Below are 25,294 nucleotides of genomic sequence, written 5' to 3' on the forward strand. Positions count from 1 at the left end.
CCTTTAACGGTTTTATACACTACTATGATAGTCTTTTCACAATCAAAGCACTATTAGGGAAATACCTAAAAAAAGATATTGCCCGGCGGCAATATCTTTTACAAATCAATCAAATTTTTCTTAATCGCGTAATGCACTAAGTCCGTGCGTTTTTCAAAGCCAAGTTTATGCATAATGCTCGTTTTATGCGCCTCGACCGTCTTCACTGATACGAAGAGTTTCTCGGCGATTTCTTTATTTCCATATCCGAGCGCGATAAGTGGCAGAATTTCCTGCTCGCGCTTCGATAAGAGCTCATATGAATTAATTTTTTCATCGATTTCGTTTTTCGTCAAAAATTCGCGGACAAGCGCCGGTGCCACACTCGGATGGATATAAACACCGCCTGCGTAAACCGCTCGGATTGCTTCAAGCATTTCTTCATCATAGGCATTTTTCAGCAAGTATCCGGATGCGCCTATTTTGAGTGCCCGAAAAAGGTATTCTTCATCGTCGTGCATTGTCATAATCAACACTTTGACTTTCTTGTCGAGTTCCTTGATTTTTTTCGTCGTCACAAGTCCATTTTCGCCCGGCGGCATGCTAAGATCCATCAAAATCACGTCAATTTCGTTTTGCTCAAGCTTCATCATCGCCTCTAACCCGTCAGCCGCATCGCAAACCACTTGCATGTCAGACTGCGCATTGATGATGTACGATAATCCTCTTCTCACAACAACATGATCATCCACAACCATGATTCGAATCACCCGACTTCAACTCCTACTCTAGCAATCACTTCTGTTCCTTTTCCGTATTCCGAATGAATTTCACAAGTGCCACCACAAAGCTCAACGCGCTCTTTCATATTCATCAAGCCAAGACCTGAACCTTTAATTTCAATATCTTCCGTTGAAAAACCACGACCGTCATCGATCACTTCAAGAATTAAAACCTCATCTTTCCTCCGCAAAGTTACCACAATATCGTCAATATCCGCATACTTAGCAGCGTTTAACAGCGCTTCTTGGGCTACACGGTAAAGCGTCGTCTCAATAAATGGGTCAAACCGCGCGTTTTGAATATCAGAAATCAGTGCGACTTCCACGCCAAATATCTGCTCGTAACGCTTGCAGTAAGATTTGAGTGCCGAATACAAACCAAGATCATCCAAAGCCGCCGGACGCAAATCCACCGCCATGTTCCGAATATCACTTAAGATATTGGCTACATACGTTTCAACGCCATCCATTTGCTCATCAAACGACGTACCTTTTTCCATATATTTCAGTTTTCTGACTTCCATCAGCGCACTATAAAGTTCTTGCGCAATTCCATCATGAAGCTCACGGGAAAGCTTTTTTCGCTCCGCCTCATGGGCATTCATCACATACTTCGTGAGCATTGATTTTTGCAGCTCTTTCGCCGTTTCTTGTTGCTCCGTTAAATTGCGTAGCGATAGAACGCCAATATGACTCTCTTCATCTAATATCGTAAAACTGGCGCTATAAGGCACCTCTTTTCCATCTGAACTCGTCAAATAAATTTGAAAGGATTCACCATTTTTTCGCCCTTTGATTCGACAATTGGCGCAAGTATGCTCTTCTTCATAAGACATGCAGCCGCGGCAAATCTGACAAAAATTCTTGATTTGCTGCCAGTCGATCGCCGTGCCTCGCTCAAATAGTTCCTCGGCGATGCGATTTTGCTTAATGACTTTCTGATTCTTATCCATGATAAAAATAGCATCACTCGTTTTTTCAAAAAAAAGATCAACTAAATGAGGATGGTTCGCAAATGCAGTCAAGCTAATCTTCCTTTCTTTGCATGAATTGAAGCAAATAAGGCGAAAGCTTTTCCGCTACCGCGTCCATTTGCTGTTTGATTCGTTCGTCCATCACAGTCTCTTTCCGGTAGCCTCCAAGAAAAATCGCCAAAACTTCCTGCTCCACAAGAATAGGGATGGCCACAATCGAAACGAGATTTTCCATAATCGCAATCGGAAACTGCGACAAGTCCTCAACTTCTTCCCTTAGATTCTGAATCGACATGGCCCGCCCCGTCTTCCAAACGATGCCGGCAATGCCTTTTCCATTTTGCAACACGATTTTCTGATAGCGATTATTCCGATTTCCAGAAGCAAATAACCACTTGATTTCCTTCACGCTCGTTTCGCTCGTATCTAGCGCGATTCCAAGGAAATCTACACCCAAATCAAGACGTGCTTCAATTAAATAGTCCGTTATTTCATGTTTTAGCTGCCCTTCCATTTTTCCGAATCCTCCATGAACTGATACTATCACTATAACGCAATTTAACTGAAAAAAACAGCTAGATTATCAAGAAGGATTTTTACGATAAATGATGTAGCGCCGCTTCAAATAACTAAGCGGAACACTCCACGCATGAACGAGCCGCGTATAAGGAAATAACCCGAAAATCACGAAAGCACTCAAAATGTGTAGCTTAAACAAAACTGGAACGTGCACCATCAAGCTCGCATCTGGCCGGAACAAGAACAGCTGCCGAAACCAAATCGAAATCGATTCTCGGTAATCGAACCCCGGGATTTCTTGCGTCCCAAAAAGTGTGCTACTCATCCCAAGAAGGACGGTCAAAAGGAGCGTCACGTTCACGATAATATCGCCCGCCGAACTGATTTTGCGAACGCTTGGATTCGAGAGACGCCGAAACGTTAGCAAGAACATCCCAACAAACGTCATCACGCCGAAAATGCTACCGATCCCGACTGCAAAAATGTGGTAAACATGTTCGCTAATCCCGAGCGCCGCCGTCCACGATTCTGGAATCACGAGCCCAACAAAATGCCCGCCGATCACAAAAATAATCCCAATGTGAAACAAGAGACTGCCGATCATCAGTTGTTTTTTCTCAAGCATCTCGCTCGACTTCGCCGTCACACTAAACTGATCGTAGCGATAGCGGAAAATGTGACCGACAATAAAACTCGCAAGAACCAAGTACGGGACAATGACCCACAAAAATTCATTCCACATACTGAGAGCCCTCCTTCTGCAAAAGACAAGCCTTAAGTTCCACGCGGACTGCATCAACCAAGTACTGATACGGATTTCCCTCTTCTTTCAAGTTTTGCAATAAAAAGTAAGTGCCGTCTTCCATCACGCCAAACAGCACCTCTAAATCCTGCACTCGTTCATCTTGAAACCAGTCGCCAGCCTCAAAAAACTCAAGCATCAAGGGTAGAAAATCTGTCAGCTCAGCATCCACCGCAAGCAGCCCAAACATTTCATATAAAAACTTCAATTTTGAAAGCATCTGCCCACGTTCTCGCGCATCTTCAAATTTGTAAAACGTCATATAAAGCGATAATTTTTTGGTAAAATCAAAACTGTCCGTGTAAAACTGCTGCAACTCAAAGAGGCTTTTCATTTCAATTTCCTGCCAAAAGCGGAGAAGGAGATCCCTTGTTTCCGCTTCAGCAGCATCTAGTTCCGATCCAAGATAGGCTTCATTCATATACAGTTTATCCGGATAATCAAACAGACTTGATAGTTTGCCAAATACCGGTCGTTTTTCATTTAAAACAGCTGCATTAATCACGCCAAATCCCTCCATAGAAACTTTCTTCATACATTTCTTGCGTCGTCTTACCATCCGCATGCGCCTGCATCACTTGCCCATGTTCCGAAGCAAGACTACAGCCGCTACAAACTTCATTCGCATAACCCGTTCCACCTTGCGCCCGGTAAGTATCCACATAATCCTCTTTATGACTCGTTGGAATCACGAAGCGGTCATCATATTTAGCAATCGCGAGCAAGCGGTACATTTTCTTCACTTCCGATTCCGTAAGCCCAACTCGTTCCAGCCGGGTCACATCAAAGTCACGTCCAGAAGAAGCTGCCCGCATATAAAGCCGCATCATCGCCATTTTTTGCAGCGACGACTTGATCACTTCTGTGTTTCCAGCCGTTAAAATACTCGCCAAGTAATCCACTGGAAGGCGCATCTCTTCAATTGCCGGGAAGATCATATCCGGGTTTTCAATAGAATCCTTCCCTTCAAAATAATTCATGATCGGCGAAAGTGGCGGCACGTACCAAACCATTGGCATCGTGCGGTATTCAGGGTGAAGCGGGAACGCAATTTTGTATTCCTTCGCCATCTTATAAATAGGCGATTTCTGTGCCGCTTCAATCCAATCTTCCGAAATCCCATCTTTACGCGCTTGTTCGATCATCTCAGGGTCATTTGGATCAATAAACAAATCAAGTTGGGCTTCATAAAGTGCTTTTTCATCTTTCGTTTCAGCCGCTTCCTTCACGCGATCCGCATCATAGAGCATTACGCCAAGGTAGCGAATCCGTCCCGTACACGTTTCCGAGCAAACCGTCGGTAGCCCCGCTTCAATCCGCGGGAAGCAAAACGTACATTTTTCCGCTTTGTTCGTTTTCCAGTTAAAATAAACCTTTTTGTAAGGACAACCCGTCATGCAATAACGCCAGCCGCGACAAGCTTCTTGGTCGACAAGGACAATGCCGTCTTCATCCCGCTTATACATCGCACCACTTGGGCAAGAAGCAACACAAGCTGGGTTTAAACAATGTTCGCAAAGACGTGGCAAATACATCATAAACGCCGTTTCAAAATTCGATTTGATTTCCGATTCAATTTTCTTCATGTTCGGGTCTTGCGGCATCGTTTTTGGAGCTCCAGCAAGATCATCTTCCCAGTTTGGACCCCATTCAATTTCCATATTCGCACCCGTCACAACCGATTTTGGACGCGCAACCGGCTGATTATTCCGCTGGTCAGGTGAAAACAAATTTTCATAATCATACGTCCACGGTTCGTAGTAATCCTTCATTTCGGGCATGTCTGGATTGTAAAAAATCTTCCCAAGCGCCACTTTATTCAGCTTTGAGCCCGATTTCAGTTCTAGCTTGCCTTTCTTGTTGAGCGTCCAGCCACCTTTATATTCTTCTTGATCTTCCCAGCGTTTCGGATAGCCCACGCCTGGCTTCGTTTCAACATTGTTGAACCACATATATTCCGCGCCCGGTCGATTTGTCCACGTGTTTTTACACGTGACACTACAAGTGTGGCAGCCGATACATTTATCCAAATTCATTACCATTCCAATTTGCGCTTTAATCTTCAAGCCAGTCCACCTCTTTCAGTTTTCTCACATTGACATACAAGTCACGCTGATTCCCAATCGGTCCATAATAGTTAAAGCCGTAACTTAGCTGTGCATAACCACCGACCATTTGCGTTGGTTTCACATGAATCTTCGTTGGCGAGTTGTGACTACCGCCACGCTGCCCCGTAAGTTCGCTGCCCGGCACATTGACGTGCTTATCTTGTGCGTGATACATAAACATCGTTCCACGTGGCATCCTATGACTAACGACCGCTCTCGCCGTTACAACTCCATTCCGGTTGTAAACCTCAAGCCAATCATTGTCTTCAATACCAGCCGCATCAGCATCCTCATTATTAATCCAAACATTCGGCCCCCCACGGAATAGCGTCAACATGTGAAGATTATCTTGATACATGCTGTGAATGTTCCATTTCCCGTGTGGCGTCAAATAACGAAGCGTGATCGCATCCGCATCTTGCGACTCATCAAACTTGTCGCGTTTTGCGAACACATGTGGCGGAAGTGTCGGCTTAAAGATCGGTAGCGATTCCCCGTATTGCAAGAACAACTCATGATCCAAATAAAATTGTTGCCTTCCCGTTAACGTCCGGAATGGAACAAGGCGCTCGATGTTCGTTGTAAACGGTGAATAGCGCTTCCCATTCGTATTAGATCCCGTAAAGACAGGCGTTGGAATCACTTCACGCGGCTGAACCGTAATACTTTGGAACGTGATTTTTTCCGCTTCCCGGTCCTTCGCAAGATCCGCAAGCTCGACCCCAGTCGTTTCCTCCGCACTTTCCCAAGCACGCACCGCCACCTTGCCATTTGTCGCACTCGAGATCGTTAAAATCGCATCCGCCGCATGTCGCGCATCTTTCAAAATCGGCTTGCCATTTTTGATCGTATCGTCCTCGTAAACACCGTTGATTTGCTTCAGCTCCTCATATTCCGGTGCTACAGAAAACTGCGTTCCGTGCGCACCAACCTTTCCGCTAGAAACATTCGGTCCGAGCGTGATAAATTTGTTGTAGATTTCGCGATAATCGCGTTCCACGACTTGAAAAATTGGCATTGTTTTGCCCGGCACAGCTTCAACTTCGCCCCGCTTCCAGTCTTTGATTTGACCGTAAGGCTGAGCAATTTCCTTCTCAGAATCGTGCCCAAGCGGCAACATCACAATATCTCGTTCCGGCTTCTCAAAAACATGTTTCGCCATCTTCGAAAATACCTCAGCAAGCCCTCTAAACGTGTTCCAATCAGACTTCGATTCCCAAAGCGGATCAATCGCTGGATTAAACGGATGGACAAACGGGTGCATATCCGTGCTAGATAAATCCGTCTTTTCATACCAAGTAGCCGCTGGAAGCACCACATCCGAATACATCGGAGTAGCCGTCATCCGGAAATCAAGCGTCACAAGCAAATCTAATTTGCCGCGAACCTCTTCATCCCGCCAAACCATTTCTTCCGGTCGGAACTCATCATTTTGCTTCGACATCAAATTGTCCGTTGCCCCAAGCAAATGCTTCATAAAATACTCTTGCCCTTTCCCGCTTGAAGAAAGCAAATTCGAGCGCCAAACAAAAAGTCCACGCGGGAAGTTCACTGGATTATCTGGATCTTCCACCGCAAAATTCGTTTCGCCTGATTTCAAATCTTCAACCAGCTGATCCACCAGTTCCGCATCCGACTTTTCAGCCGCCTCTTGCCCATAAGAAAGCGAACTTTTATCAAATTGCGGGAAGGAAGGCAACCAGCCAAGTCGCGCCGCAAGCACATTATAATCAGCTGGATGTTGATACCGCAGCTCATCCGCAGTTGGCGACTTCAGCGCCGCATTTTCCATTTCCTCGTATTTCCATTGATCCGTCGCGAAATACCAAAAACTAGTCCCATTTTGCTGTCTAACCGCGCCTTGCCAGTCTTTTGCAAAAGCAACCGTTTGCCAGCCTTCAATTGGACGGCATTTCTCCTGACCCACATAATGCGCCCAACCGCCGCCATTCACACCTTGCGATGCCGTAAGCACAACGAGATTCAAAATCGATCGATAAATCGTATCACTATTGAACCAGTGATTGATCCCAGCGCCCATAATAATCATCGAACGCCCTTCCGTATCAATCGCATTTTGCGCAAACTCACGAGCAATCTGCGTTACAATACTCGCTTTCACGCCCGTAATTTTTTCCTGCCAAGCTGGCGTATACTTGCTCGATTCATCATCCAAATCTTTCGCCGCAAGTTCGTCGCCTTCAAACATTTCAATCCCATATTGGCTAAGCATCAAATCGTAAACCGTTACAGCTTTCCGAACAGTCCCATCCGCAAGCGTCATTTCGCGCACTGGGATATGTCTTTCAAATGTGCCATTCCCAGCATCATCAAAGAATGGGAAAACAATTTTTTCAAATTGACCTTCTTCTTGAAGGGAAAGTTTCGGCGCAATCACCGTTCCATCTTCATTTTCAAGACTTAGATTCCATTTTTCATCTTTCGCCCAGCGCTGCCCGATAGTCCCATTTGGCGAAACAACTGTGTCCGTTATTTCATCAATCAAGCAAGTGCGCCATTCCGCATGCTCGCTTTCCTTCCCAAAATCCGCTTCACGAAGGAAACGCCCTGCTTTATAAACGCCGCTTGCATCTTGATCCAACAAAATCAAGAAAGGCAAATCCGTATATTTTCTTGCATAATTTAAAAACATCGGTTCTTTCTTATCTTGGTAAAACTCTTTCAAAATCACGTGCGTCATCGCCTGAGCAAGCGCGGCATCAGTTCCAGGATTCGGCGCAAGCCAGTTATCGGCAAATTTCACATTTTCAGCGTAATCTGGCGCGACCGCTACAACTTTTGTTCCTTTGTAACGAACTTCCGTCATAAAATGCGCATCCGGCGTTCTTGTAAGCGGCACATTCGAGCCCCACATCATGATGTAGCCGGCATTATACCAGTCACTCGATTCGGGAACGTCGGTTTGCTCGCCCCAAATTTGCGGAGAAGCAGGCGGTAAATCCGCATACCAATCATAAAAGCTGAGCATTTCGCCGCCAAGCAATGTAATAAAGCGTGAACCCGCTGCATAACTAATCATTGACATTGCCGGAATGGGCGTAAAACCAGCGATTCGGTCTGGCCCGTATTTCTTGATCGTATAAAGTAGCATCGCGCCAATTAAAACATACGCATCATTCCAAGAAACGCGGACTTGTCCACCTTTCCCGCGTGAGGCTTTGTAAGCTTGTGCTTTTTCTGGATCTTCGACAATACTTGCCCATGCAGCGACCGGATTGGGATATTGTTTGAGTGCATTTTGCCACATCCGCCAAAGTAAGCCGCGTACATAAGGGTATTTCACACGAAGCGGGCTGTATTCATACCAAGAAAAACTCGCGCCACGCGGACAGCCACGCGGTTCAAATTCTGGCATATCGACACCACAAGAAGGATAATCCGTTGCTTGATTTTCCCAAGTGATAATGCCATTTTTAACAAAGACTTTCCAACTACAAGAACCCGTGCAGTTTACACCATGTGTCGTGCGAACTACCTTGTCATGTGCCCAACGATCGCGGTACATTTTTTCCCAAGCACGGCTCTTCTCTTCCAAAATCGTCCAGTTACCATTAAATTTTTCCGTTCTTTTGAAGAACTTTAGTCCTTTTTTACGATATTTCACGTTTTTCACCTCTATTTTTATTTCAAAATCAAGAGATTTTCCTAGTTATACTATATCGTTTGTGAGGAGATTTACATATTAGGGAAACCGCTATATTTAGGTCATGAAAAGGCACAAAGTTGTTTACACATATGCGAAAACTTGCTTTAAAATTCATAAAAAACCGAGCAAATCGAAATTTGCTCGGTTTTGCGCTATTTTCAAACAAACTACTTCCACCTAATCAGTATTGCTATCTGACACATTTCAATTCATTTAAATTCAAAAAAATCCATGCCATAGTTTAATAGCATAGATTTTTATGTTATGCCGCTTTTAAAAGCGTTATTTTTAGTTACTTGCTCTTTATACTTCAATTCTACAAATCAATTTTTCTCAGCTTTTGCAGGTAGCTTATATGTACCATCACTGTTTACAGTTACATTATTTAAAAGCATAACATCCTGCATTGCAAGTTTCAGTTCATCCAGGCTAGTACTGAAAAGATCTTTTGTTTGCTTATCGAACTCATATAATTTATCAATTTTCTTTTGAAGTTCATCAATATCTTGCTGCAAATCAGCTGACATCCAGTCTAACTCGCGTTTACGATTCTGTGCCGTATTAAACGAGGCAGCTGCGGCACTTGTATTCATCAATACATTTAAGACAGATGCCGTTGTATCCATCGACATCTTCATCTTTTCTTTCGTCTCAATTTGTTCTCTCAAAAGATCTTCGTCTAAATAACCCTCACTTGAAACAATCAAATCTGCTGTCTGGTATTTTTGCAATTCTTGTGCGACCTTGCCACAAGCGTTCGCTACTTTTTCAATAGTTGGTAAAATGAGTTCGGCAAATAACCCTTTGCCTGCTGTATAAGCAGCACCTGATAACATATGTCCATCCACTGCTTCAATGATTTTTTGACTCCCCGCTTTTAATTGCGCAATCGCTTCTTCCCCACTTGCTAAATTTCTAGAGAGCGCTTGCACTAGCTTTTCTGAGTCGCTACTCGAATAAATTAATCCCAAGGAATCTCACCCCTTTTCTTGTGTAGTTCTTCGCGTTCATCGTCCACTCTCCGGATTTCTTTTTGAAATACCTGAGTGAATTCTTTCTGCGTATCTTGTATAGTCTGTCGAAATCTTCTTTCCTGATCGTCATTCTTTTGTTGCATACGAAAGATTTCATTTTGCAACTCTTTATCGTTTCCTTCATTTAACTCTTTTAATCGTTGGAAACCACTTCGAAGATCTTCATCTAATTGATAAAGCGCCTTTTCCACTTTTTTTTGATCTTCTTCTAGCTGATCCATTTCATTTTCTTTTTGGATTAACAGTTGATTGTACGTTGTCAATTCTTGATTACAGGTTTTCTTACTCAACGCTTTTCATCCCTTAAAATTTAATTTGACTGTCCTGTAGGGCCATCAACTCAGCAATTTTGGGGAATTTTTCACTTTGCTTCTGCACACATTCCACTAAATCAATTAAATCAGGTAATAATTGATTATTTATTTTTTCCCCTGTTTTCATGCCCAAAAGGTTACTTTTTTCTAAAGAAACTTGTTCGCCTACTTCAACAGAAACACCTTTAACGCCGGATACCGCTTCTTGAGCTGAACTGGTATTGGAAGCAATTTTTCTCATTTTCATGACTCCTTTCTTCTGAGTTCGCATATAATCTATTTTAACATTAAAGTGTCGAATCTCACACTGTATTCTTATACACATTTTCCCCTTAAAAAACACCTCTTATACATGCTAAGAGGCGTTTTTACTGTTTAAAATCCAAAGTTTTGAGAAAGCTGTTGATCTTGTTCTTCCACAACGGTCGCCGTTTTTTGAAGTTGTTGTTCAATTTGATCCATCAAATTCGCAAACTCTGTCACTTTTGGTTTTAATTGGTTAAACTGATCATCAAAGCGTTGAAATGCTTGACCTTCCCACTCACTACGTAGCTGTTCTTGAGTTTGAGATAGGCGTTGCAACATTTGTTCGATATCACGTGCACTTGTACCATAAGTTTTAGCACGATCTCGCAACTCGGATGGGCTCATTCTAATTTGTCCAGACATGAAATTCACCACCTATTTATGTATTATTTTCTTTCAATTTTAAATATAGCACAAATACAGCAGATTGTCTGTGTCTAATTTGTGACTTTTCCAGTTCCACCTTGATTTTCCTATCAAATTATATCCAACTCCTATTCGTTCAAGTTTGAACTTGATTACTTATATCTACGCATTTTACTTCTATAGTCAATATATTGTTCTTCAGATTTACTAATAAAACTCGAAAAAGTCTTGTCAAAATTAACAGATCTATTAAGAAAAACCCATTCAAGTGTTTCCTACCTCTCTTTATCATTCTCATCATTTTATACCTGCTCTAACAGACGAAAAAGCTTGTAATAAAAAACGAGCAAATCGAAGTTTGCTCGTTTTTTCAATCAAAATACAATTAAATAGATACTTTTCTCGCCAGACACATAATTCCTGCGATAACCGCTAGAACGCCTGGTACAATCCAAAGGAATCCAATTAAAAAGAAACCGATGACCCCTAAAATAAGCGTCAAGATTCCCCATAACTTAGCATTTTTCTTGATAAAAAATGAAAAGATCAATAATAAGATACCAACAACTAATGCAAGAAGTGCCATAATAACGACCATACCACCTGTTGCTGCTAGGATTTCCATATCAGATGTATCTACCGCTGCATTATTCGCAATCTCCGGCGACTGTGATACAGCACCTAGTAATCCTCCACCTAAAATACCAAATAAGCCAGCAATTATCCCTGTAATTCCTGCTATTAAGGTTAAAACAAATTCAGCCTTTCTTGGATTCATTTTCGCCTCTCCCTTTTTCCTTTTTTGTCATAAACCAACATTTGACTTTATCATCATAGCATAAAAATGAACACAAATCGTGACGAATTATTGACAATTTGTCTAAAAAATCGTTTTTTAAGTACAAAATTCTCTTGACATGCCTTTAAAGTAACGAAAAGCACATCTACGATTGGAATATCGATAAGCAAGATGCGGAAAAAACGATACAACCCTACTAAATCGGGCACTTTCTAAGTTTGATTTTCAAATTTTGTTGGAATCACACTTAGTATTTAAAAAGCAAGCCAGTCAAAAGCACTGCAAGCAATGCTAACTTGATAATGAACTGGTCTTTTTCGATGCTAAATGCCATCCCTCGCCTTGATTCGAGTTTAATGTTCTTCAAATTCAAGTCAGCTTTTGATTCAACATCATCAAATTGATTCGTATGATTTATTGCTTTTTATATAAATAGAAAGCTCCAATAGCAGCAGCCAATAAGCCAAGAAGTGATGCTGCCCATCCAGAATGATCACCTGTTGCAGGCAAGGCTTGTTTGAACCTAGCAACATTTTCCAATGAAGAGCTCACCAATGCAATTGGATCCACATTGATTTGCGAATTTGTTTTGATTGCAGATTCAGGCTGGTAGGGCGCATCTTTATTTTCTTCGGCTTGTGTCGGCTCTTCTCGCGGTGTATTCCCACTTTCATCTGGACGATGTATGGATTCTTTTTCATAGACTAGCGTCACTTCTGAATTTGTGTCACTAAATGTTCCTGCAAGCTCTCCGATATTTTCTTTAAACTGATAACCAGTAATGGACTCTACTTTAACTTCGTATGGCACACCTAGTTCGCCTTGCATTACAAAATCATCCGTGAGTTTCTTTCCTTCTTCATCTAAAAAGTGAACGGTAACTTGTCCCTTTGCAGCGACTGGTTCTACTAACTTTTCATAAACAAATTGAACATTTTGCTGTTCAAGTGAAAAGAGCCCCTTTTGTTCGCCATGAATGGTTTTCAATTGATAACCTTCCAACTGCTTAGCTTCAATTTGATATGCTTGCCCCACTTCACCTTCAATACTTTCTGGTTCTGCAAGTTTGTCTCCATTTTCATCCACAAAAGAAGCGATAACCTGTCCTTTTTGAGGTGCAGATTCAGCGGTATACGTATAAATAACTTCTTGCGTTTGATTCGTTAAAATGGGATCCGTATAAATCCCTTGCTCAGCCCCCTCTATGTTTACTAATGAATAACCCGGGATTTGAGGTGCTGCTTGGACAGCGTAAGGCTCGCCAATCGTTCCAATGGCCTGAAATGGCGGGACAAGTTCACTCCCGTTTTCATCCAAATAATAAGCTGTCACTAAACCGTTAATAAATTTGATATTGTACCAAACTCGTGTGACCGTACCGTCTGCTTTATTTTGGTAGTCAATGAAAATCGTGAAACCTTGATAATTAATATCTGAACTACTCTTGAAAAAATTATTGATGGCTGACATTTGGATGCTATTTTGCTCACTTGCCGGGGAAATAGTATGACTATAATCTACGGATTTCATTCTTAACGGGGCATTTGATTTATAACTAAAGAAACTAGCTGTTAACGATATTTCATACTCTAATTCTTGATTTTTCAATTCTTCAGGAAGAGGTAGGTTCACTTTGAATTTTTCAAATGAAGCGGGGTTATAGTTGACTTTTAAATCATATTCCGTTTCGCTCTGTGCACTTACATCTAGCGGTTGAATAAATAGAAATAACCCCATGAATAGAATCCCCCAGAGACTAGCAAATCTTTTGACCACTTACGACACTCCCTTATTTGTTATTTCGTTTATAGTAACATGTAAAAAAAGTCTGTTGTCATGGGAAAAACTCACTTTTTTTTACAAAAAAAATGCCGTTATGTCTATTTTGTGAACATTGATTGCTTTTTAGCTTTCAATCAAAAAAATGTTTGGCTTCTTGCTACCCCTAGCCAAGAAACCAAACATAGCTTCATTTCAATTCAGCTACTTCTTCCTCTAAATTCGCGGCTTCCGTAAGAGCGGAAATGACCGCCACACCATCCGCACCAGCTTGCAAAACAGCCGAAACATTTTCTGTCGTAATCCCGCCGATCGCAACGACAGGACACTCAATTCCTGCCTGGCGTATCTCTTCCAAAAGTGTAAGACCAACTGGTGCCTTCGCGTCTATCTTAGAGCTTGTCGCAAAAATCGGACCTACGCCTATATAGTCGAGTCCTTGCAAGTTGCTTGCTTCCGTTGCTTCTTGAAGCGAGCCCACAGACAGCCCCACTTTCATTTTCGCACCGCAAAGCTCGATTACTTCCTGAATCGGGCGGTCGTCCTGCCCGACGTGAACACCGTCTGCACCAAGCATAAGCGCGAGCTCAACATCGTCGTTTACAAAAAATGGAACTCCGTAAGATTGGCAAAGCAACTGACATTTTCGCGCCGTTTCAATCATTTTGACGCGTTCCGTTAAACTTCCAACCCCTTTTTCACGAAACTGGAAACAAGTAATCCCGACTTGTAAAGCTTTCTCCAGAAAGCCGACCAAATTCGCCTTCGCAACATCCTGCGTTCCTGCTATCAAATAAACCGCCAGTTCTTGCCTCATTTTTGCTCACACTCCCGGTAAGCAAAATGATTGGTCGGCCCATGACCGTGGCCAATTCCGAGTGTTTCTTTGATCGCACAACGAATGAACTCCTTGCCAGTCCGAACACTTTCAACAAGTGACTGGCCCTTCGCAAGTTCCGCTGTGATGCACGCCGAAAAAGTACAGCCCGTTCCATGCGTGTGCGGCGTATCAAAGCGCTCGCTTGAAAGCCAAATAGATTCTTGTGGACTAAAAAAGAAATCCGCAGCTTGCTCCGTATTCGCATGACCGCCTTTGATCAGCGCAGCGTCTGCCCCCAAATCTATGAGCATCCGTGCCGCTTTTTCGACCGCTTCCGCCGTTTCAATCCGCATCCCAACTAACGCTTCCGCCTCCGGAATATTTGGCGTAATCAAAGTCGCAAGTGGCAGCAAGTCTTCCTGGAGCGCCTGAAGAGCTTCCTTTTCAAGCAACGCCTCCCCACCTTTTGCAATCATCACCGGATCAATCACAAGCTGAATCCCCGGCCAGTTCTTCAGTTCCGCCGCCACATGCCGAATAACCTCCGCATCCACGAGCATCCCTGTTTTCACCACTTGTGGCATCAAATCCTCACGAATCGCCACAAGTTGGTCATCCAAAATCGCCGCTGGAACTTTATGAAACGACTTCACGCCAAGCGTATTTTGCGCGGTCACCGCTGTAATCACCGACATCCCGTAAACGCCGCGTTCTTGAAAAGTTTTTAAATCAGCTTGAATCCCAGCCCCGCCGCCGCTATCAGAACCAGCAATCGTTAACGCTTTTGCAATTTTCATTCTGGATGGCTCCTTTCTTCGAGCATGACACGTTCCTGAACAGCTTCCTTCGACCAATTCGCAAGCGCATCCAAAAATACTGGCCGAAACGATCCAGGTAGATTCGCGGAACCAAGTTTTTCTTCCGCGAACTCAGAAGCAACCGCATAGCTCGCACAGGCTTCAAGACAAGCTAGATAAGCCGCATCAGTTGGGGAAACCGCAATAAACGCCCCGCAAACCGCGCTCAAAAGACAGCCCGAACCCGTAATTCTTGGTAAAAGTTTACTGCCATTTGTGATTTTCGCAAACTGATCGCCATCCGAAATCACATCGCTCGCCCCGCTTAAAACAGCGATCGTTCTGTATTTCTTCGCCACTTGCCGCGCGATTTCGACTTGATCGGCGTCGCCACTTCCCGCATCAACACCTTTCCCTTGCCACGCTATGTCAGCCAGTACAGCCATTTCGCCAGCGTTACCACGAATCGCCGTAAACTTGACCTCCTCAAGCAACTCAGCTACTACTTTGCGCCTAAAACGTGTTGCCCCAACTCCAACCGGATCAAGGACAACCGGAGTCTCAGCCTCATTCGCCGCTTTCCCAGCTTGTTTCATCGCTCGAACAAGTTCAGCGTCAAGCGTCCCAATGTTAATCACGAGCACATCCGAAGCCGCCGCCATTTCTGCGACTTCTTCCGCTGCTGATGCCATGATCGGTGAAGCTCCAATCGCAAGCAAACCATCTGCTGAATCACCTGCCACCACAATATTTGTAATATTATGTACTAACGGATTTTGTTTTTTCACTTGTTCCAATAAATCAAACCGTCTCATTTTCTACACCTCGCCATACTTGCTTTTGGAATGCCATATTGAAAAATTCGACCTCTAGTTCCGCGCTGATGAGGAAGCCTTTGCGCATTCGCTCACGCACAGCCTCACTTGCTTGTTGCGCCGCTTTTTCCACCAATTCTTTTTGCAAGAAAACGGCCGCTTGATATTCCTTAGCCGCATAACTCGCGAGCAACTCTTGATAAAGCGGATGTGGGCTCTTTTCCTTCAGATACAGATTGCCCATATCCGCATATAGCGCATAACATGGCAGAAGTGCAGCCATCGTTATCCCAAATTCATCCGAAAAAGCCATCCGGTACAAATGAGACGTATAATGATAAGCCGCTGGTGACGGTTGCACCGCCGTTAAAGCTTGATCCGAAATGCCTGCACGCGGATAAAAAGCTTCGCGCATGCTCAGTTCAGAGGTGCGTAAGCGTTCAAGTACGCGATCCATTTCGAATTCAACCTTTGGATCACGCGTTTGCATCTTCGCTAGTCGAGTAACTTTCACAAAATGAGTGAGGTAATAATGGTCTTGCAATAAGTAATAAATAAACTTTTCTTCTTCGAGCGAACCATCAGCAAGACCCCGTACAAACGGATGTGTAAGGCTTTCCTGCCAAACACCCCTTGCTTCTTTTTCCCAAGCTTTTACAAATTCCATCTAGACATCATCCTTTCTTTTAGAAAAAATGCGCCTATTTCTTAGCACAAAAAACGCGCCTTCTATTTCCAGATTTGCAAAACAAACAAAGAAATAGAAAAGCGCGCTGCTTTTTAAAAATTTCCACTTCCCTACGCTTGCACTAACAAACAGGTTCAAAGGGTCAGAAAGAATTCTTTCTATCTCAGCCGCAAGTCGGCCCCCCTAGTGTTGCATTATTTACTTTTTCCCATCATAACATAGCTTCTTCTAAGCGACAATCTTTCCAGATGTAACTTAGTCGAAAATCGTAGCCATTTTCGGTGCATCAAACACTTCATAATAGATATCTGCTTCGCTCGCACCAGCTTCAATCAAAGCATTTTTTACACCAATCGTAAATTCTGGTCGCCCGCAAAGATAAAAAGCCATCGGTTCGCTAAAATCAAGCCAGTTTTTCAACTTTTCGGCATTGATCCTGCCTTCTGTGCTGGTTTCATTCGTAATGATTTCTACTTTATCACGGAGCGGTGCCACTTCTTTTTCGAAGATTTTATCCGCCAAATGCCGATAATTTTGAATCCAAATAGTTTTCTTGCCTTGTTCTTGTGAAGCCTTTGCCATTGGTAAAATAGGTGTCATACCGATTCCTGAGCTGATAAGCACATTCGCTTGGCTGTTTTCAGCTAAGCAAAAATCACCCGCTGGCGCACTTAAACAAATTTCATCGCCAGGTTTAACTTCTTGCGTCAAATAGTTCGAGATAATGCCTTTGTTTTCCTTCCGAATCGCAATATGCACTTGGTTTTTCGTTTCATCGGCCGCATAGATAGAATAATGACGATTGGAAAAATAAGTTTCGCCATCTTTTTTTATTCGAACGGTAATATATTCACCCGGAATGACTTTGCCAATTCCGAAGTCCGACTGTAAACCAATTTTGACAAATCCATCTACCGGTTTCTCGACAGAAATCACTGTAAAAGGTTTGAAATCGTGCCAAGCCTCTTCTTTGTACATTTCTTTTTCAGCATCAATGAAAACCTGAGCAATTTCGCCATACGCCGCTGTCCACGCTTCAATAATTTCATCTGTCGACGCATCTCCAAGCACGATTCCGATTGCTTGAATCAAGTAATGCCCTACAATTGGATAATGTTCTGGTTTTACTTGCAATGCGCGGTGCTTATATCCAACTTGAATCACATATGGCTTAATGACTGAAAGATCGTCAATATTCATCGCCGCTGCAAGAACCATATTCGCAAGCGCCTTTGACTGTGTTCCCTCACGTTGATTATTTTGATTAAAAATATTCAACAATTCCGGGTGTGCCTGAAACATATTTTGGTAAAAAATGCTCGTAATTTCTGTCCCCTTGTCCTGTAAAAATGGAATAGTGCTTTTTACAATTTCTTTCGTCTTTTCATCTAACATTCGTGTTTTCCCCCGTCCAATTCATGCTGTGATGCCCTACAAGTCGGTCTTTACAGCAACTGAAAACGCCTCAGAGTCCAAAAGCCTGGTATAAATTCTTGAAAAAAGTTTCTTCATCCTGTATTTCCCATTTTTCTTCATCTTCCGGATGTTGCTTCAAACGCAAGGTAACCGTTTCAGCCTTCGATTTCGCCTTGCTTTCTAAAAACATCCGCTCAAGAAACTCAAAACTTGCTACGTCAACGATTTTTTCCATTTCTTTATCTGTACTTTCAGCTTCAACAGCCTTAGCAGCCGATTGGCCCGCTTTCTGATCCAACTGGCTATCCAAATCCACTCCCTTGATCTGAATCAAAGCAACAGCTTCCTTTCCCGTGTCACGCTTAACGTGCACCGAATAAGAAGTTGCTTTTTTCAAATGTGTACTTAGCTTTTGATGCAATGAAGCAATCTTTTCTTCTGAAACTTCCGGTAAAGCATTTTGCATGGTTGTTAAAAATACATTTTCGTTTTCTTTTTGAACCAGTCGATCATCTAACCCATAAATCGATTCTAGTTCCGGCGTATCTTCCTGATAGATATAGCAGTCTACAATCGCCCGAGCCGCTTTATCTGCTTCTTCTGGACGACTGCAACCACTAAATAGAATCAGCATCGATAGCGTCCCTATAAGCGCTACAACAAGCTTCTTCATTTTGTTTCCCCCGATTTTCCTGACGCTGCAGCATGATCTGCTGTTACCTTTCATATTGAAAAACTCTTTTTCTAGAAAACAAGACCCAAATTTGTTTAACGAACAAGACTAGATTTTCATTTTACATTTACTTGTCCAAAACAACGACATAAGTAACTTCGATTGGACCATGAACCCCAACAACTAGCTGCATTTCAATATCCCCTGAATTAGACGGTCCAGAAATAAAGTTAATCGAAGAGCCCACTTGTTCCCCGTTTTTTTCTTTTTGGTCATAATATTCCGCTGCTTGAGTCGAACGCGGTACAATTTTGCTTTTGGGAATAACCGCAATATAATGAACCGGTAAAAAGTGAAGCGAGCGCCCTTGTTCAGGACTAGATTCAACAACCACCGAGCCACTTTCTGCAAGTAAAAATTCCGCAAAAGCAATTGCGATATTCGCTTCACTAGCCACGACAATATTTCCTTTTCGGTTCGCGTCACCTTTTTGCCAAACTTTCACCGTCGCATTCGGCCAGTTATCAGCAAGAAGCGCTTCTAATCCGTATTCAGAAAAACGCGGATCATCTGCGATCAAAACAGACTCATCGCCAAACTGGTGGCAAATCGCCTGAAGCGTTTCAGATAGCCCCTCAAGTGATGTTTCCACCAAATCCGTATGAATCTTGGCGCTTGATGCTTTAGCTATTTCAAGCAACTCATCTTGCGTTTTACCGCTAAGCGTAGTGTGGACCACATCATGAACGTAAGTTGGACGCGGAACTTCCTCACGAATTCGTTCACGGCCAAGTCGCTCTGCAACATGATTTAAAAAACTTTCCTGATTATTACTCATTCGATTCGCCCTTCTTTGCTCGATTTTTATACCAGTTGCGGAAATTGTCTTTTGGTTTTGGCGGCCGCGGTAAATCACGCACCTGTGTCCAGCCTTTGATAAGTCCAAATCCGCCAGAAACAAAGCCACCAAATTGATACATATTATCAATCTTAGCATCGTGATGTAAGCCAAGCATGCTCACACCAGCGTGCCCAAACGTCATCGCTTGCTTGAATAAAAACGGTGAGGCTGTTGCTTTCGCGATTACCTTCATTTGTGTATTTTCAAAGCCATGTTTCATTTTGAGCTCATCCGTCATCACCCGACGATGCGCAATCAAAAGCTCGTGTAACGGGATTTTAACCGGACAAGTTTCCGTACAAGCACCACAAAGACTCGACGCATAAGGAAGTTCACCAAATTGCTCATAACCGCCGAGCACAGGCGAAAGAACCGCCCCAATTGGCCCCGGATAAATCGAGCCGTAACCATGTCCACCGATCGCACGATAAACCGGACAAACATTTAAGCAAGAACCACAACGAATGCATTGCAAAACTGATTGGAATTCCGTTCCCAGTGCATTAGAGCGCGAGTTATCGAGTATCACAACATGAAAATCTTCCGGACCGTCCGCTTCCTCGCTCAGTTTGGGTCCTGAAAACGTAATGTAACTCGTCAAACTCTGCCCAACAGCACTTCTCGAAAGCAAGTTGTCCATCACTTCCGCATCCGCCATCGTTGGAACAATCCGTTCCATCCCCATCAAAACAATTTGCGTATCGGGAATACTTTCACAAAGATCGGCATTCCCTTCGTTCGTCACCAAGTTCACCATGCCGCTATTTGCAACCGCAAAGTTACAACCCGTAATCCCGATGTCCGCTTCAAGGAAAAACTCGCGCAACACCTGTCTCGCAAAGCGAGCCATGTGCTTCGGCTCATTATCCCCAGTGTAATTCAACTTTTCAGCAAAGACTTCTCGAATTTGCTCCCGGTTTTTATGTATATCCGGAAAAACAATGTGCGAAGGCTCGTCCCAGTCGTCCATCTGTAAAATAAATTCCGCAAGGTCCGTTTCCATCACAGAAACGCCGTCAATTCCAAGCAGCACTTGATCCAAATCAATTTCCGTTGTCACCATTGATTTCGACTTCACAATTTTCTTCGCTTGCTTGGCACGGACAACCGCTTCCACATAGTCTGTCGCTTCCTTTTCCGTTCTTGCAAAAAAGACTTTCCCGCCTTTTTTCGTCACATTTTCCGCAAACTGTTCCAAATAATAATCCAAGTGCGTCAGTGTGTGCTGACGAATTTGTTCGCCTACTTCGCGCCACTCTTCCCAGTTACCTAGTTCCTTCCGTGACGTTTCGCGCTTCACCCACTGATCGTCTTGCGATTTAGCAACAGCTTTGCGCATAAACGTATCATTCATACTATCTTCAATTCGTGTTTTAAAATCCTTTTCACTCGTTGATAAAGCCATTTTCATTCACTCTCCTATACCGCGCTTAGCTTCGACTTATCTTGAACTTGATTCAATACTTCGGCAATGTGCATAATCTTGATTTCTTTTCCTAATCGGTTAAATTTACCACCAATATTCATCAAACAACCCATATCTGCACTGATTAAAATTTCTGCTTCCGTATCAATCACGTCTTGTACTTTCTCTGAAACCATTTGCTCCGAGATCTCCGGCATTTTAACCGAGAAAGTTCCGCCAAAACCACAGCAATTTTCCACGTGCGGTAGGGGCACCATTTCAAGTCCCTTCACTTTATCAAGCAGTTCGAACGGCGCTTCACGCTCGCCTAAAATTCGTGTCATATGGCAAGAACGATGGTAAGTTGCTTTTCCATTTAATTCCGCTCCGACATCCGTCACGCCAAGCACGCGGTAAATAAATTGAGAAAATTCATAGGTCTTTTCGCTAAGTTCACGCGCTGCCTCAGCAAGCTCTGGATCATCCTTAAAAATTTCCTTATATTCTCGCATCATCCCCACGCAAGAACCAGAAGGTCCAACGATATATTCCGAATCCTTAAAAGCCTTTAATTGATTTCGCAAAGTTGCTTTCGTATCTTCCATGTAGCCGCTATTATAAGTCGGCTGGCCACAACAAACTTGTGATTCTGGAAAATCTGTTTCAACGCCAAGACGTTCCAGACATTCCACCATCGCAATTCCAACATTTGGAAACATCATATCCACTAAACATGTTGAAAAAATACTGACTTTCATTTTATACGCCTCCATCACTTTCTTACCTATTCAGAGCTGATTTCATCAATTTTTATCCTGAAAAAAATTTACGCCCCACGAATGGATTTGCTTGCAAAAAAATGAGTTGTCCAGTTTGTGCCTAACAAACCAAGATTTAACGTATCCTTCACGACTTGTTCCATCTTCCAGCACCTCTTTTCTTTGTAATCATTATAAACTAATTCTCAGGAGAATGCTCGAGTAAATCCAAGAAAATGGAATTCCCTTAAACTATTTCCTGGGAAATAAAAAAAGTGGTTATTCCCAAGTTTGCAACTTGAAAGTAACCACTTTTTATTTTATAAGGATGGAATATTTTTTTGGCGTTTGATATACCAACGAAGTGCTAGAATAATAACCCCAAGAATCGTTGTGATGGTTGGATCAAGCGCCACATTAATAGCTGGCGGAATAACCAGTTGAACAACCGTCATTACAAACATCCAAACTGCCACAACTAATACGGCCATTAAAATATACCGCAGTGTACTTCCTTTTTTACCCGTTCGCATCTCAGCTGAGTATTTACGCAAAATAATCATAGCAAAACCGCCGACGATTCCCGTAACGACGAGCACAGCAATACCTAAAGTTTGCCCTTGGAAAAAGGCACTAATCCCAGAAATCAGCATCATCGCTCCAAGAACGAGCAAAGCCCCATCAAGGAACAACCAACCCTTTCCAGTCGTAGGTTCTCCCGGTGAACGCTCAGCTTTCACGGTAAGCGAAGTGACGTATTCAGTCGGTGTTAAATCAAACAGTTTCCGCGCTGTCACCCCTTGTTTTTGTTGTTCGAGGATTTTCTCGACCATCTCCCGAACAATTTCATTGCGTTGCGCTTCCTCGTAATCCGTCATTTTTAAGTGTTTTTCAACTTCTTGAACATATTGCAAATTTTTCTTTGTCAAGGCGCTTTTTTGCTCTTCCAAAGAAGGTTTGCTTGTTTCAGTTTCTGTCGTCACGAAAACAATTCCTCCCACTTAGCTTGATAACACCCATTATACAGAAAAAAAGCAAAAATAGCGATAGTGGACTAACTTTTTGAAAAAACCTGATATTCTTTTACAAAAACGACTTCTAACTAAGGGAAAAACCTGTTTATCTTTTTTCACAAACCAATTAATATACTTAGGCGGTCGCTTTGTTGTAAGATAAGGGTGAAAAAATTCTCGCCTGAGGTGAAAACATGATTAATCTAGATCAACCATTGTTAGCTTATCTTCAAGACGACCCTAAACTCGCAAAGCAAGTATTTTCTGGCCACTTTGGACTAGAGAAAGAAAATTTGCGTGTCACACCTAGCGGTCAATTAGCCTTAACGCCTCACCCGGCTGTTTTTGGAAAAAAGGAAGATAACCCACTGATTAAAACCGACTTTTCCGAAAGTCAAATTGAAATGATCACGCCTGTTTGCGATTCCGTTGAAGAGGTTTATGAAGCCGTCTCCAACTTACATCATATTGTTACACTAGCGCTCGAAAACGATGAATTACTTTGGCCAAACAGCAACCCGCCGCTGATTCCAGAAGAAGAAAAAATTCCAATCGCGGTTTATGATGACGGCGCAAATAGCTCAAGCAGACAATACCGTGAACATTTGGCAAAAGAATATGGGAAAAAAATTCAACTTTTAAGCGGTACCCATTTCAATTTTTCCTTCTCAGATACGCTTTTAAAGGAACTTTTTAACGCTTTCCATACAGAGACAGAAAGCTATCAGGATTTTAAAAATCGTGTTTATTTAAAAACCGCTAAATATTTCATGAAAAATCGCTGGTTGCTCGTTTATTTGACCGGAGCTGGCCCCGCTTACATGGAAAGCTTCACAAAAATCGCAAGTGAAGAACCAGCTAGCGAAGGCGCACAGCTTATCAAAGAAGGAATTTCACTTCGTAACAGTTCTTCTGGTTACAAGAACAAGGAGTCGCTCCACATCAATTATGATACCTTTGATGGGTACATCACAACGATTCGCGAACACATTGAAGCAGGCCAAATCAATAGCATGCGTGAATTCTATAACCCAATTCGCTTAAAAAACAGCCACACGGACCAGTCGCTAGATGGCTTGGCTGAAAAAGGCGTAGAGTATCTAGAAATTCGGTCAATCGACCTTGATCCGCTTGAAGAAGTTGGAATTGCGAAGGAAACCTTGCATTTCTTGCAACTCTTCTTACTCACGGGACTTTTATCGGAAGATATGGAGCTTTGTCCAAACAACCAAGAAGTGGCCGACCGTAACGAAGAAATCACGGCTTTATTTGGCCTTTCGCATCCAACGCTCACAGACTGTTCTGGAAAACGCGTTCCGTTCGTTGAAGCTGGCATGGCTGAACTTGATAAAATCGAACAAATTTTGGATTTGCTTGCGCCGAAAAACAAAGTACTTCACAATGTGCTAGCCAAACAAAAAGATCGCTTGCTGTACGCTGAAAAAACCATTGCGGCTCAAGTCGTGACAAATATCAAGCAACGCGGCTACCTCAGTTATCATCTCGATGTGGCGCGTGATTCATTCGAGCAAGCGGACCTAGAAGCTTACCGTTTTATCGGAGCGGAAGATTTAGAACTTTCAACACAGATTGTATGGAAAGCAGCTTGGAAAAAAGGCGTTAGCGTGGAAATTCTCGATCGCGCTGAAAACTTTTTACGGCTATCCAAAAAAGGCCATACGGAACTGGTGAAACAAGCGACGAAAACATCGCGTGATAATTACATTTCTGTTTTGCTAATGGAAAACAAAGTTGTGACGAAAAAAATCCTAGCTGAAAACGGTATCCGCGTGCCATTTGGGGAAAACTTTACGGACATTGAAGTTGCACTCGAAAGCTATGCGCACTTCAAGGGGAAACAAATTGTTGTCAAGCCGAAATCGACGAACTATGGCCTTGGAATTAGCATCTTTAAAGACGACTTTAACCAAGATGTGTTCCATGAAGCACTTAAAATTGCGTTTAGCTATGACGAATCTGTCATTATTGAAGAATTCATTCCTGGAGACGAATATCGCTTCCTTGTTATTGGCGATCAAATTGAAGCAGTCTTACAGCGGGTTCCAGCAAACGTTATCGGTGATGGTGTCCATACAATCGCTGAACTCGTTGACGAAAAAAACGATGATCCCCTTCGCGGTACAGATCACTTGAAGCCGCTTGAGAAAATCTTAAAAGGCCCTGAGGAAACATTGATGCTCAGCTTACACCACTTAAACTGGGACAGCATTCCTGAGCGAGACAGAGTCATTTATCTACGCGAGAATTCGAACATCAGCACTGGTGGAGATAGCATTGATGTGACAGATGAAATGGATGACTACTACAAAGACATGGCGATAAAAGCAGCTAAAGTAGCTGATGCCAAGTTCTGCGGCGTTGACATCATTGTGCCACCAAATCCAACTGATTATGAAAGAGCAGCAATTATTGAGCTCAACTTTAATCCAGCCATTCAAATGCACACTTTCCCTTATGAAGGAAAGCGCCGCATGATTGGCGACCGAATTATTGATTACCTATTCAATGAATAACAAAAACCCGCGCTTCAAATTGAAGCACGGGTTTTCTAATGTTTC

Annotated in this window: 24 protein-coding genes and 1 riboswitch; of the genes, 1 reads left to right on the forward strand and 23 read right to left on the reverse strand. The window is 42.9% G+C overall.

The genetic code is table 11. The features are described 5' to 3' along the window. Window positions 1-98: 98 nt before the first annotated feature. The 23 genes from UR08_RS10055 to UR08_RS10165 form a co-directional block, all read right to left on the reverse strand. A complete protein-coding gene (locus UR08_RS10055) occupies window positions 99-749 on the reverse strand; it encodes a response regulator transcription factor (RefSeq protein ID WP_115753501.1) in 651 nt (216 codons plus the stop codon). Continuing rightward, the gene (locus tag UR08_RS10060) at window positions 746-1,786 is read right to left on the reverse strand and encodes a sensor histidine kinase (protein WP_115753502.1); all 1,041 of its coding nucleotides are present in this window, start codon (window positions 1,784-1,786) and stop codon (window positions 746-748) included. The genes UR08_RS10055 and UR08_RS10060 overlap by 4 nt, the downstream gene beginning before the upstream one ends. 1 nt (window position 1,787) lies before the next feature. Continuing rightward, entirely contained in the window at window positions 1,788-2,249 is a 462-nt protein-coding gene (locus UR08_RS10065) for a GAF domain-containing protein (RefSeq protein ID WP_115753503.1), read from the reverse strand. A gap of 69 nt (window positions 2,250-2,318) precedes the next feature. After that, window positions 2,319-2,996 carry a respiratory nitrate reductase subunit gamma gene (gene narI / locus UR08_RS10070; protein WP_115753504.1) on the reverse strand — a complete coding sequence of 226 codons (678 nt, stop codon included), beginning with the start codon at window positions 2,994-2,996 and terminating at the stop codon, window positions 2,319-2,321. Further along, complete coding sequence (gene narJ / locus UR08_RS10075) at window positions 2,986-3,561, reverse strand: nitrate reductase molybdenum cofactor assembly chaperone (RefSeq protein WP_240616071.1); 576 nt, start codon at window positions 3,559-3,561, stop codon at window positions 2,986-2,988. The genes narI and narJ overlap by 11 nt, the downstream gene beginning before the upstream one ends. Beyond that, a complete protein-coding gene (narH, locus tag UR08_RS10080) occupies window positions 3,554-5,122 on the reverse strand; it encodes a nitrate reductase subunit beta (protein ID WP_115753506.1) in 1,569 nt (522 codons plus the stop codon). The genes narJ and narH overlap by 8 nt, the downstream gene beginning before the upstream one ends. After that, window positions 5,112-8,789, reverse strand: a complete 3,678-nt coding sequence (locus tag UR08_RS10085) for a nitrate reductase subunit alpha (protein ID WP_115753507.1) — start codon at window positions 8,787-8,789, stop codon at window positions 5,112-5,114. Before UR08_RS10085 ends, narH begins: the two co-directional genes overlap by 11 nt. A 365-nt stretch (window positions 8,790-9,154) precedes the next feature. After that, a complete protein-coding gene (locus tag UR08_RS10090; protein WP_115753508.1) occupies window positions 9,155-9,802 on the reverse strand; it encodes a T7SS effector LXG polymorphic toxin in 648 nt (215 codons plus the stop codon). After that, complete coding sequence (locus UR08_RS10095; protein ID WP_115753509.1) at window positions 9,793-10,155, reverse strand: OmpH family outer membrane protein; 363 nt, start codon at window positions 10,153-10,155, stop codon at window positions 9,793-9,795. Before UR08_RS10095 ends, UR08_RS10090 begins: the two co-directional genes overlap by 10 nt. Window positions 10,156-10,168: 13 nt before the next feature. Beyond that, window positions 10,169-10,420: a hypothetical protein gene (locus tag UR08_RS10100; RefSeq protein ID WP_115753510.1), complete on the reverse strand. Its 252-nt coding sequence runs from the start codon at window positions 10,418-10,420 to the stop codon at window positions 10,169-10,171. A gap of 134 nt (window positions 10,421-10,554) precedes the next feature. After that, window positions 10,555-10,848 carry a WXG100 family type VII secretion target gene (locus tag UR08_RS10105; protein ID WP_115753511.1) on the reverse strand — a complete coding sequence of 98 codons (294 nt, stop codon included), beginning with the start codon at window positions 10,846-10,848 and terminating at the stop codon, window positions 10,555-10,557. A gap of 388 nt (window positions 10,849-11,236) precedes the next feature. Continuing rightward, window positions 11,237-11,629, reverse strand: a complete 393-nt coding sequence (locus UR08_RS10110; protein WP_115753512.1) for a DUF4064 domain-containing protein — start codon at window positions 11,627-11,629, stop codon at window positions 11,237-11,239. Window positions 11,630-12,064: 435 nt separating this feature from the next. Beyond that, window positions 12,065-13,426 (reverse strand): MucBP domain-containing protein, encoded by a 1,362-nt coding sequence (locus UR08_RS10115; protein WP_133296346.1) that lies wholly within the window; start codon window positions 13,424-13,426, stop codon window positions 12,065-12,067. A 193-nt stretch (window positions 13,427-13,619) separates the two neighbouring features. After that, entirely contained in the window at window positions 13,620-14,246 is a 627-nt protein-coding gene (gene thiE / locus UR08_RS10120; RefSeq protein ID WP_115753514.1) for a thiamine phosphate synthase, read from the reverse strand. Continuing rightward, on the reverse strand, window positions 14,243-15,046 hold the full coding sequence (gene thiD / locus UR08_RS10125; protein WP_115753515.1) for a bifunctional hydroxymethylpyrimidine kinase/phosphomethylpyrimidine kinase: 804 nt from the start codon (window positions 15,044-15,046) through the stop codon (window positions 14,243-14,245). Before thiD ends, thiE begins: the two co-directional genes overlap by 4 nt. Beyond that, window positions 15,043-15,861: a hydroxyethylthiazole kinase gene (thiM, locus tag UR08_RS10130; RefSeq protein ID WP_115753516.1), complete on the reverse strand. Its 819-nt coding sequence runs from the start codon at window positions 15,859-15,861 to the stop codon at window positions 15,043-15,045. Before thiM ends, thiD begins: the two co-directional genes overlap by 4 nt. Next, window positions 15,848-16,528, reverse strand: a complete 681-nt coding sequence (tenA, locus tag UR08_RS10135) for a thiaminase II (RefSeq protein WP_115753517.1) — start codon at window positions 16,526-16,528, stop codon at window positions 15,848-15,850. Before tenA ends, thiM begins: the two co-directional genes overlap by 14 nt. Window positions 16,529-16,639: 111 nt before the next feature. Then, window positions 16,640-16,744, reverse strand: a riboswitch (TPP riboswitch). Window positions 16,745-16,804: 60 nt separating this feature from the next. Next, the gene (locus UR08_RS10140; protein ID WP_115753518.1) at window positions 16,805-17,944 is read right to left on the reverse strand and encodes a globin domain-containing protein; all 1,140 of its coding nucleotides are present in this window, start codon (window positions 17,942-17,944) and stop codon (window positions 16,805-16,807) included. 70 nt (window positions 17,945-18,014) lie between these two features. Continuing rightward, window positions 18,015-18,638, reverse strand: coding sequence for a DUF5105 domain-containing protein (locus tag UR08_RS10145; protein WP_165849985.1), 624 nt, complete (start codon window positions 18,636-18,638; stop codon window positions 18,015-18,017). 127 nt (window positions 18,639-18,765) lie between these two features. After that, window positions 18,766-19,476, reverse strand: a complete 711-nt coding sequence (locus tag UR08_RS10150) for a LutC/YkgG family protein (protein ID WP_115753520.1) — start codon at window positions 19,474-19,476, stop codon at window positions 18,766-18,768. Then, window positions 19,469-20,944 carry a LutB/LldF family L-lactate oxidation iron-sulfur protein gene (locus tag UR08_RS10155; protein ID WP_115753521.1) on the reverse strand — a complete coding sequence of 492 codons (1,476 nt, stop codon included), beginning with the start codon at window positions 20,942-20,944 and terminating at the stop codon, window positions 19,469-19,471. The genes UR08_RS10150 and UR08_RS10155 overlap by 8 nt, the downstream gene beginning before the upstream one ends. Window positions 20,945-20,958: 14 nt before the next feature. Then, window positions 20,959-21,702: a (Fe-S)-binding protein gene (locus UR08_RS10160; protein ID WP_115753522.1), complete on the reverse strand. Its 744-nt coding sequence runs from the start codon at window positions 21,700-21,702 to the stop codon at window positions 20,959-20,961. A gap of 320 nt (window positions 21,703-22,022) precedes the next feature. Next, the gene (locus tag UR08_RS10165; RefSeq protein ID WP_115753523.1) at window positions 22,023-22,685 is read right to left on the reverse strand and encodes a DUF1129 domain-containing protein; all 663 of its coding nucleotides are present in this window, start codon (window positions 22,683-22,685) and stop codon (window positions 22,023-22,025) included. Window positions 22,686-22,909: 224 nt separating this feature from the next. On the opposite strand from UR08_RS10165, the gene gshAB reads away from it, so the two are divergent. Continuing rightward, on the forward strand, window positions 22,910-25,249 hold the full coding sequence (gene gshAB, locus UR08_RS10170) for a bifunctional glutamate--cysteine ligase GshA/glutathione synthetase GshB (protein WP_115753524.1): 2,340 nt from the start codon (window positions 22,910-22,912) through the stop codon (window positions 25,247-25,249). The last annotated feature ends 45 nt before the right edge of the window (window positions 25,250-25,294 follow it).

Origin of the sequence: Listeria kieliensis (assembly GCF_003369925.1) — a bacterium.
GTDB lineage: Bacteria > Bacillota > Bacilli > Lactobacillales > Listeriaceae > Listeria > Listeria kieliensis_A.

What these genes read in the sequence shown, in the direction of transcription:
- UR08_RS10065 (WP_115753503.1), bottom strand. Translation starts at nt 2,249, where the DNA reads ATGGAAGGGCAGCTAAAACATGAAATAACGGACTATTTAATTGAAGCA.
- narI (WP_115753504.1), bottom strand. Translation starts at nt 2,996, where the DNA reads ATGTGGAATGAATTTTTGTGGGTCATTGTCCCGTACTTGGTTCTTGCG.
- UR08_RS10100 (WP_115753510.1), bottom strand. Translation starts at nt 10,420, where the DNA reads ATGAGAAAAATTGCTTCCAATACCAGTTCAGCTCAAGAAGCGGTATCC.
- UR08_RS10105 (WP_115753511.1), bottom strand. Translation starts at nt 10,848, where the DNA reads ATGTCTGGACAAATTAGAATGAGCCCATCCGAGTTGCGAGATCGTGCT.
- UR08_RS10110 (WP_115753512.1), bottom strand. Translation starts at nt 11,629, where the DNA reads ATGAATCCAAGAAAGGCTGAATTTGTTTTAACCTTAATAGCAGGAATT.
- thiE (WP_115753514.1), bottom strand. Translation starts at nt 14,246, where the DNA reads ATGAGGCAAGAACTGGCGGTTTATTTGATAGCAGGAACGCAGGATGTT.
- thiD (WP_115753515.1), bottom strand. Translation starts at nt 15,046, where the DNA reads ATGAAAATTGCAAAAGCGTTAACGATTGCTGGTTCTGATAGCGGCGGC.
- thiM (WP_115753516.1), bottom strand. Translation starts at nt 15,861, where the DNA reads ATGAGACGGTTTGATTTATTGGAACAAGTGAAAAAACAAAATCCGTTA.
- tenA (WP_115753517.1), bottom strand. Translation starts at nt 16,528, where the DNA reads ATGGAATTTGTAAAAGCTTGGGAAAAAGAAGCAAGGGGTGTTTGGCAG.
- UR08_RS10140 (WP_115753518.1), bottom strand. Translation starts at nt 17,944, where the DNA reads ATGTTAGATGAAAAGACGAAAGAAATTGTAAAAAGCACTATTCCATTT.
- UR08_RS10145 (WP_165849985.1), bottom strand. Translation starts at nt 18,638, where the DNA reads ATGAAGAAGCTTGTTGTAGCGCTTATAGGGACGCTATCGATGCTGATT.
- UR08_RS10150 (WP_115753520.1), bottom strand. Translation starts at nt 19,476, where the DNA reads ATGAGTAATAATCAGGAAAGTTTTTTAAATCATGTTGCAGAGCGACTT.
- UR08_RS10155 (WP_115753521.1), bottom strand. Translation starts at nt 20,944, where the DNA reads ATGGCTTTATCAACGAGTGAAAAGGATTTTAAAACACGAATTGAAGAT.
- UR08_RS10160 (WP_115753522.1), bottom strand. Translation starts at nt 21,702, where the DNA reads ATGAAAGTCAGTATTTTTTCAACATGTTTAGTGGATATGATGTTTCCA.
- gshAB (WP_115753524.1), top strand. Translation starts at nt 22,910, where the DNA reads ATGATTAATCTAGATCAACCATTGTTAGCTTATCTTCAAGACGACCCT.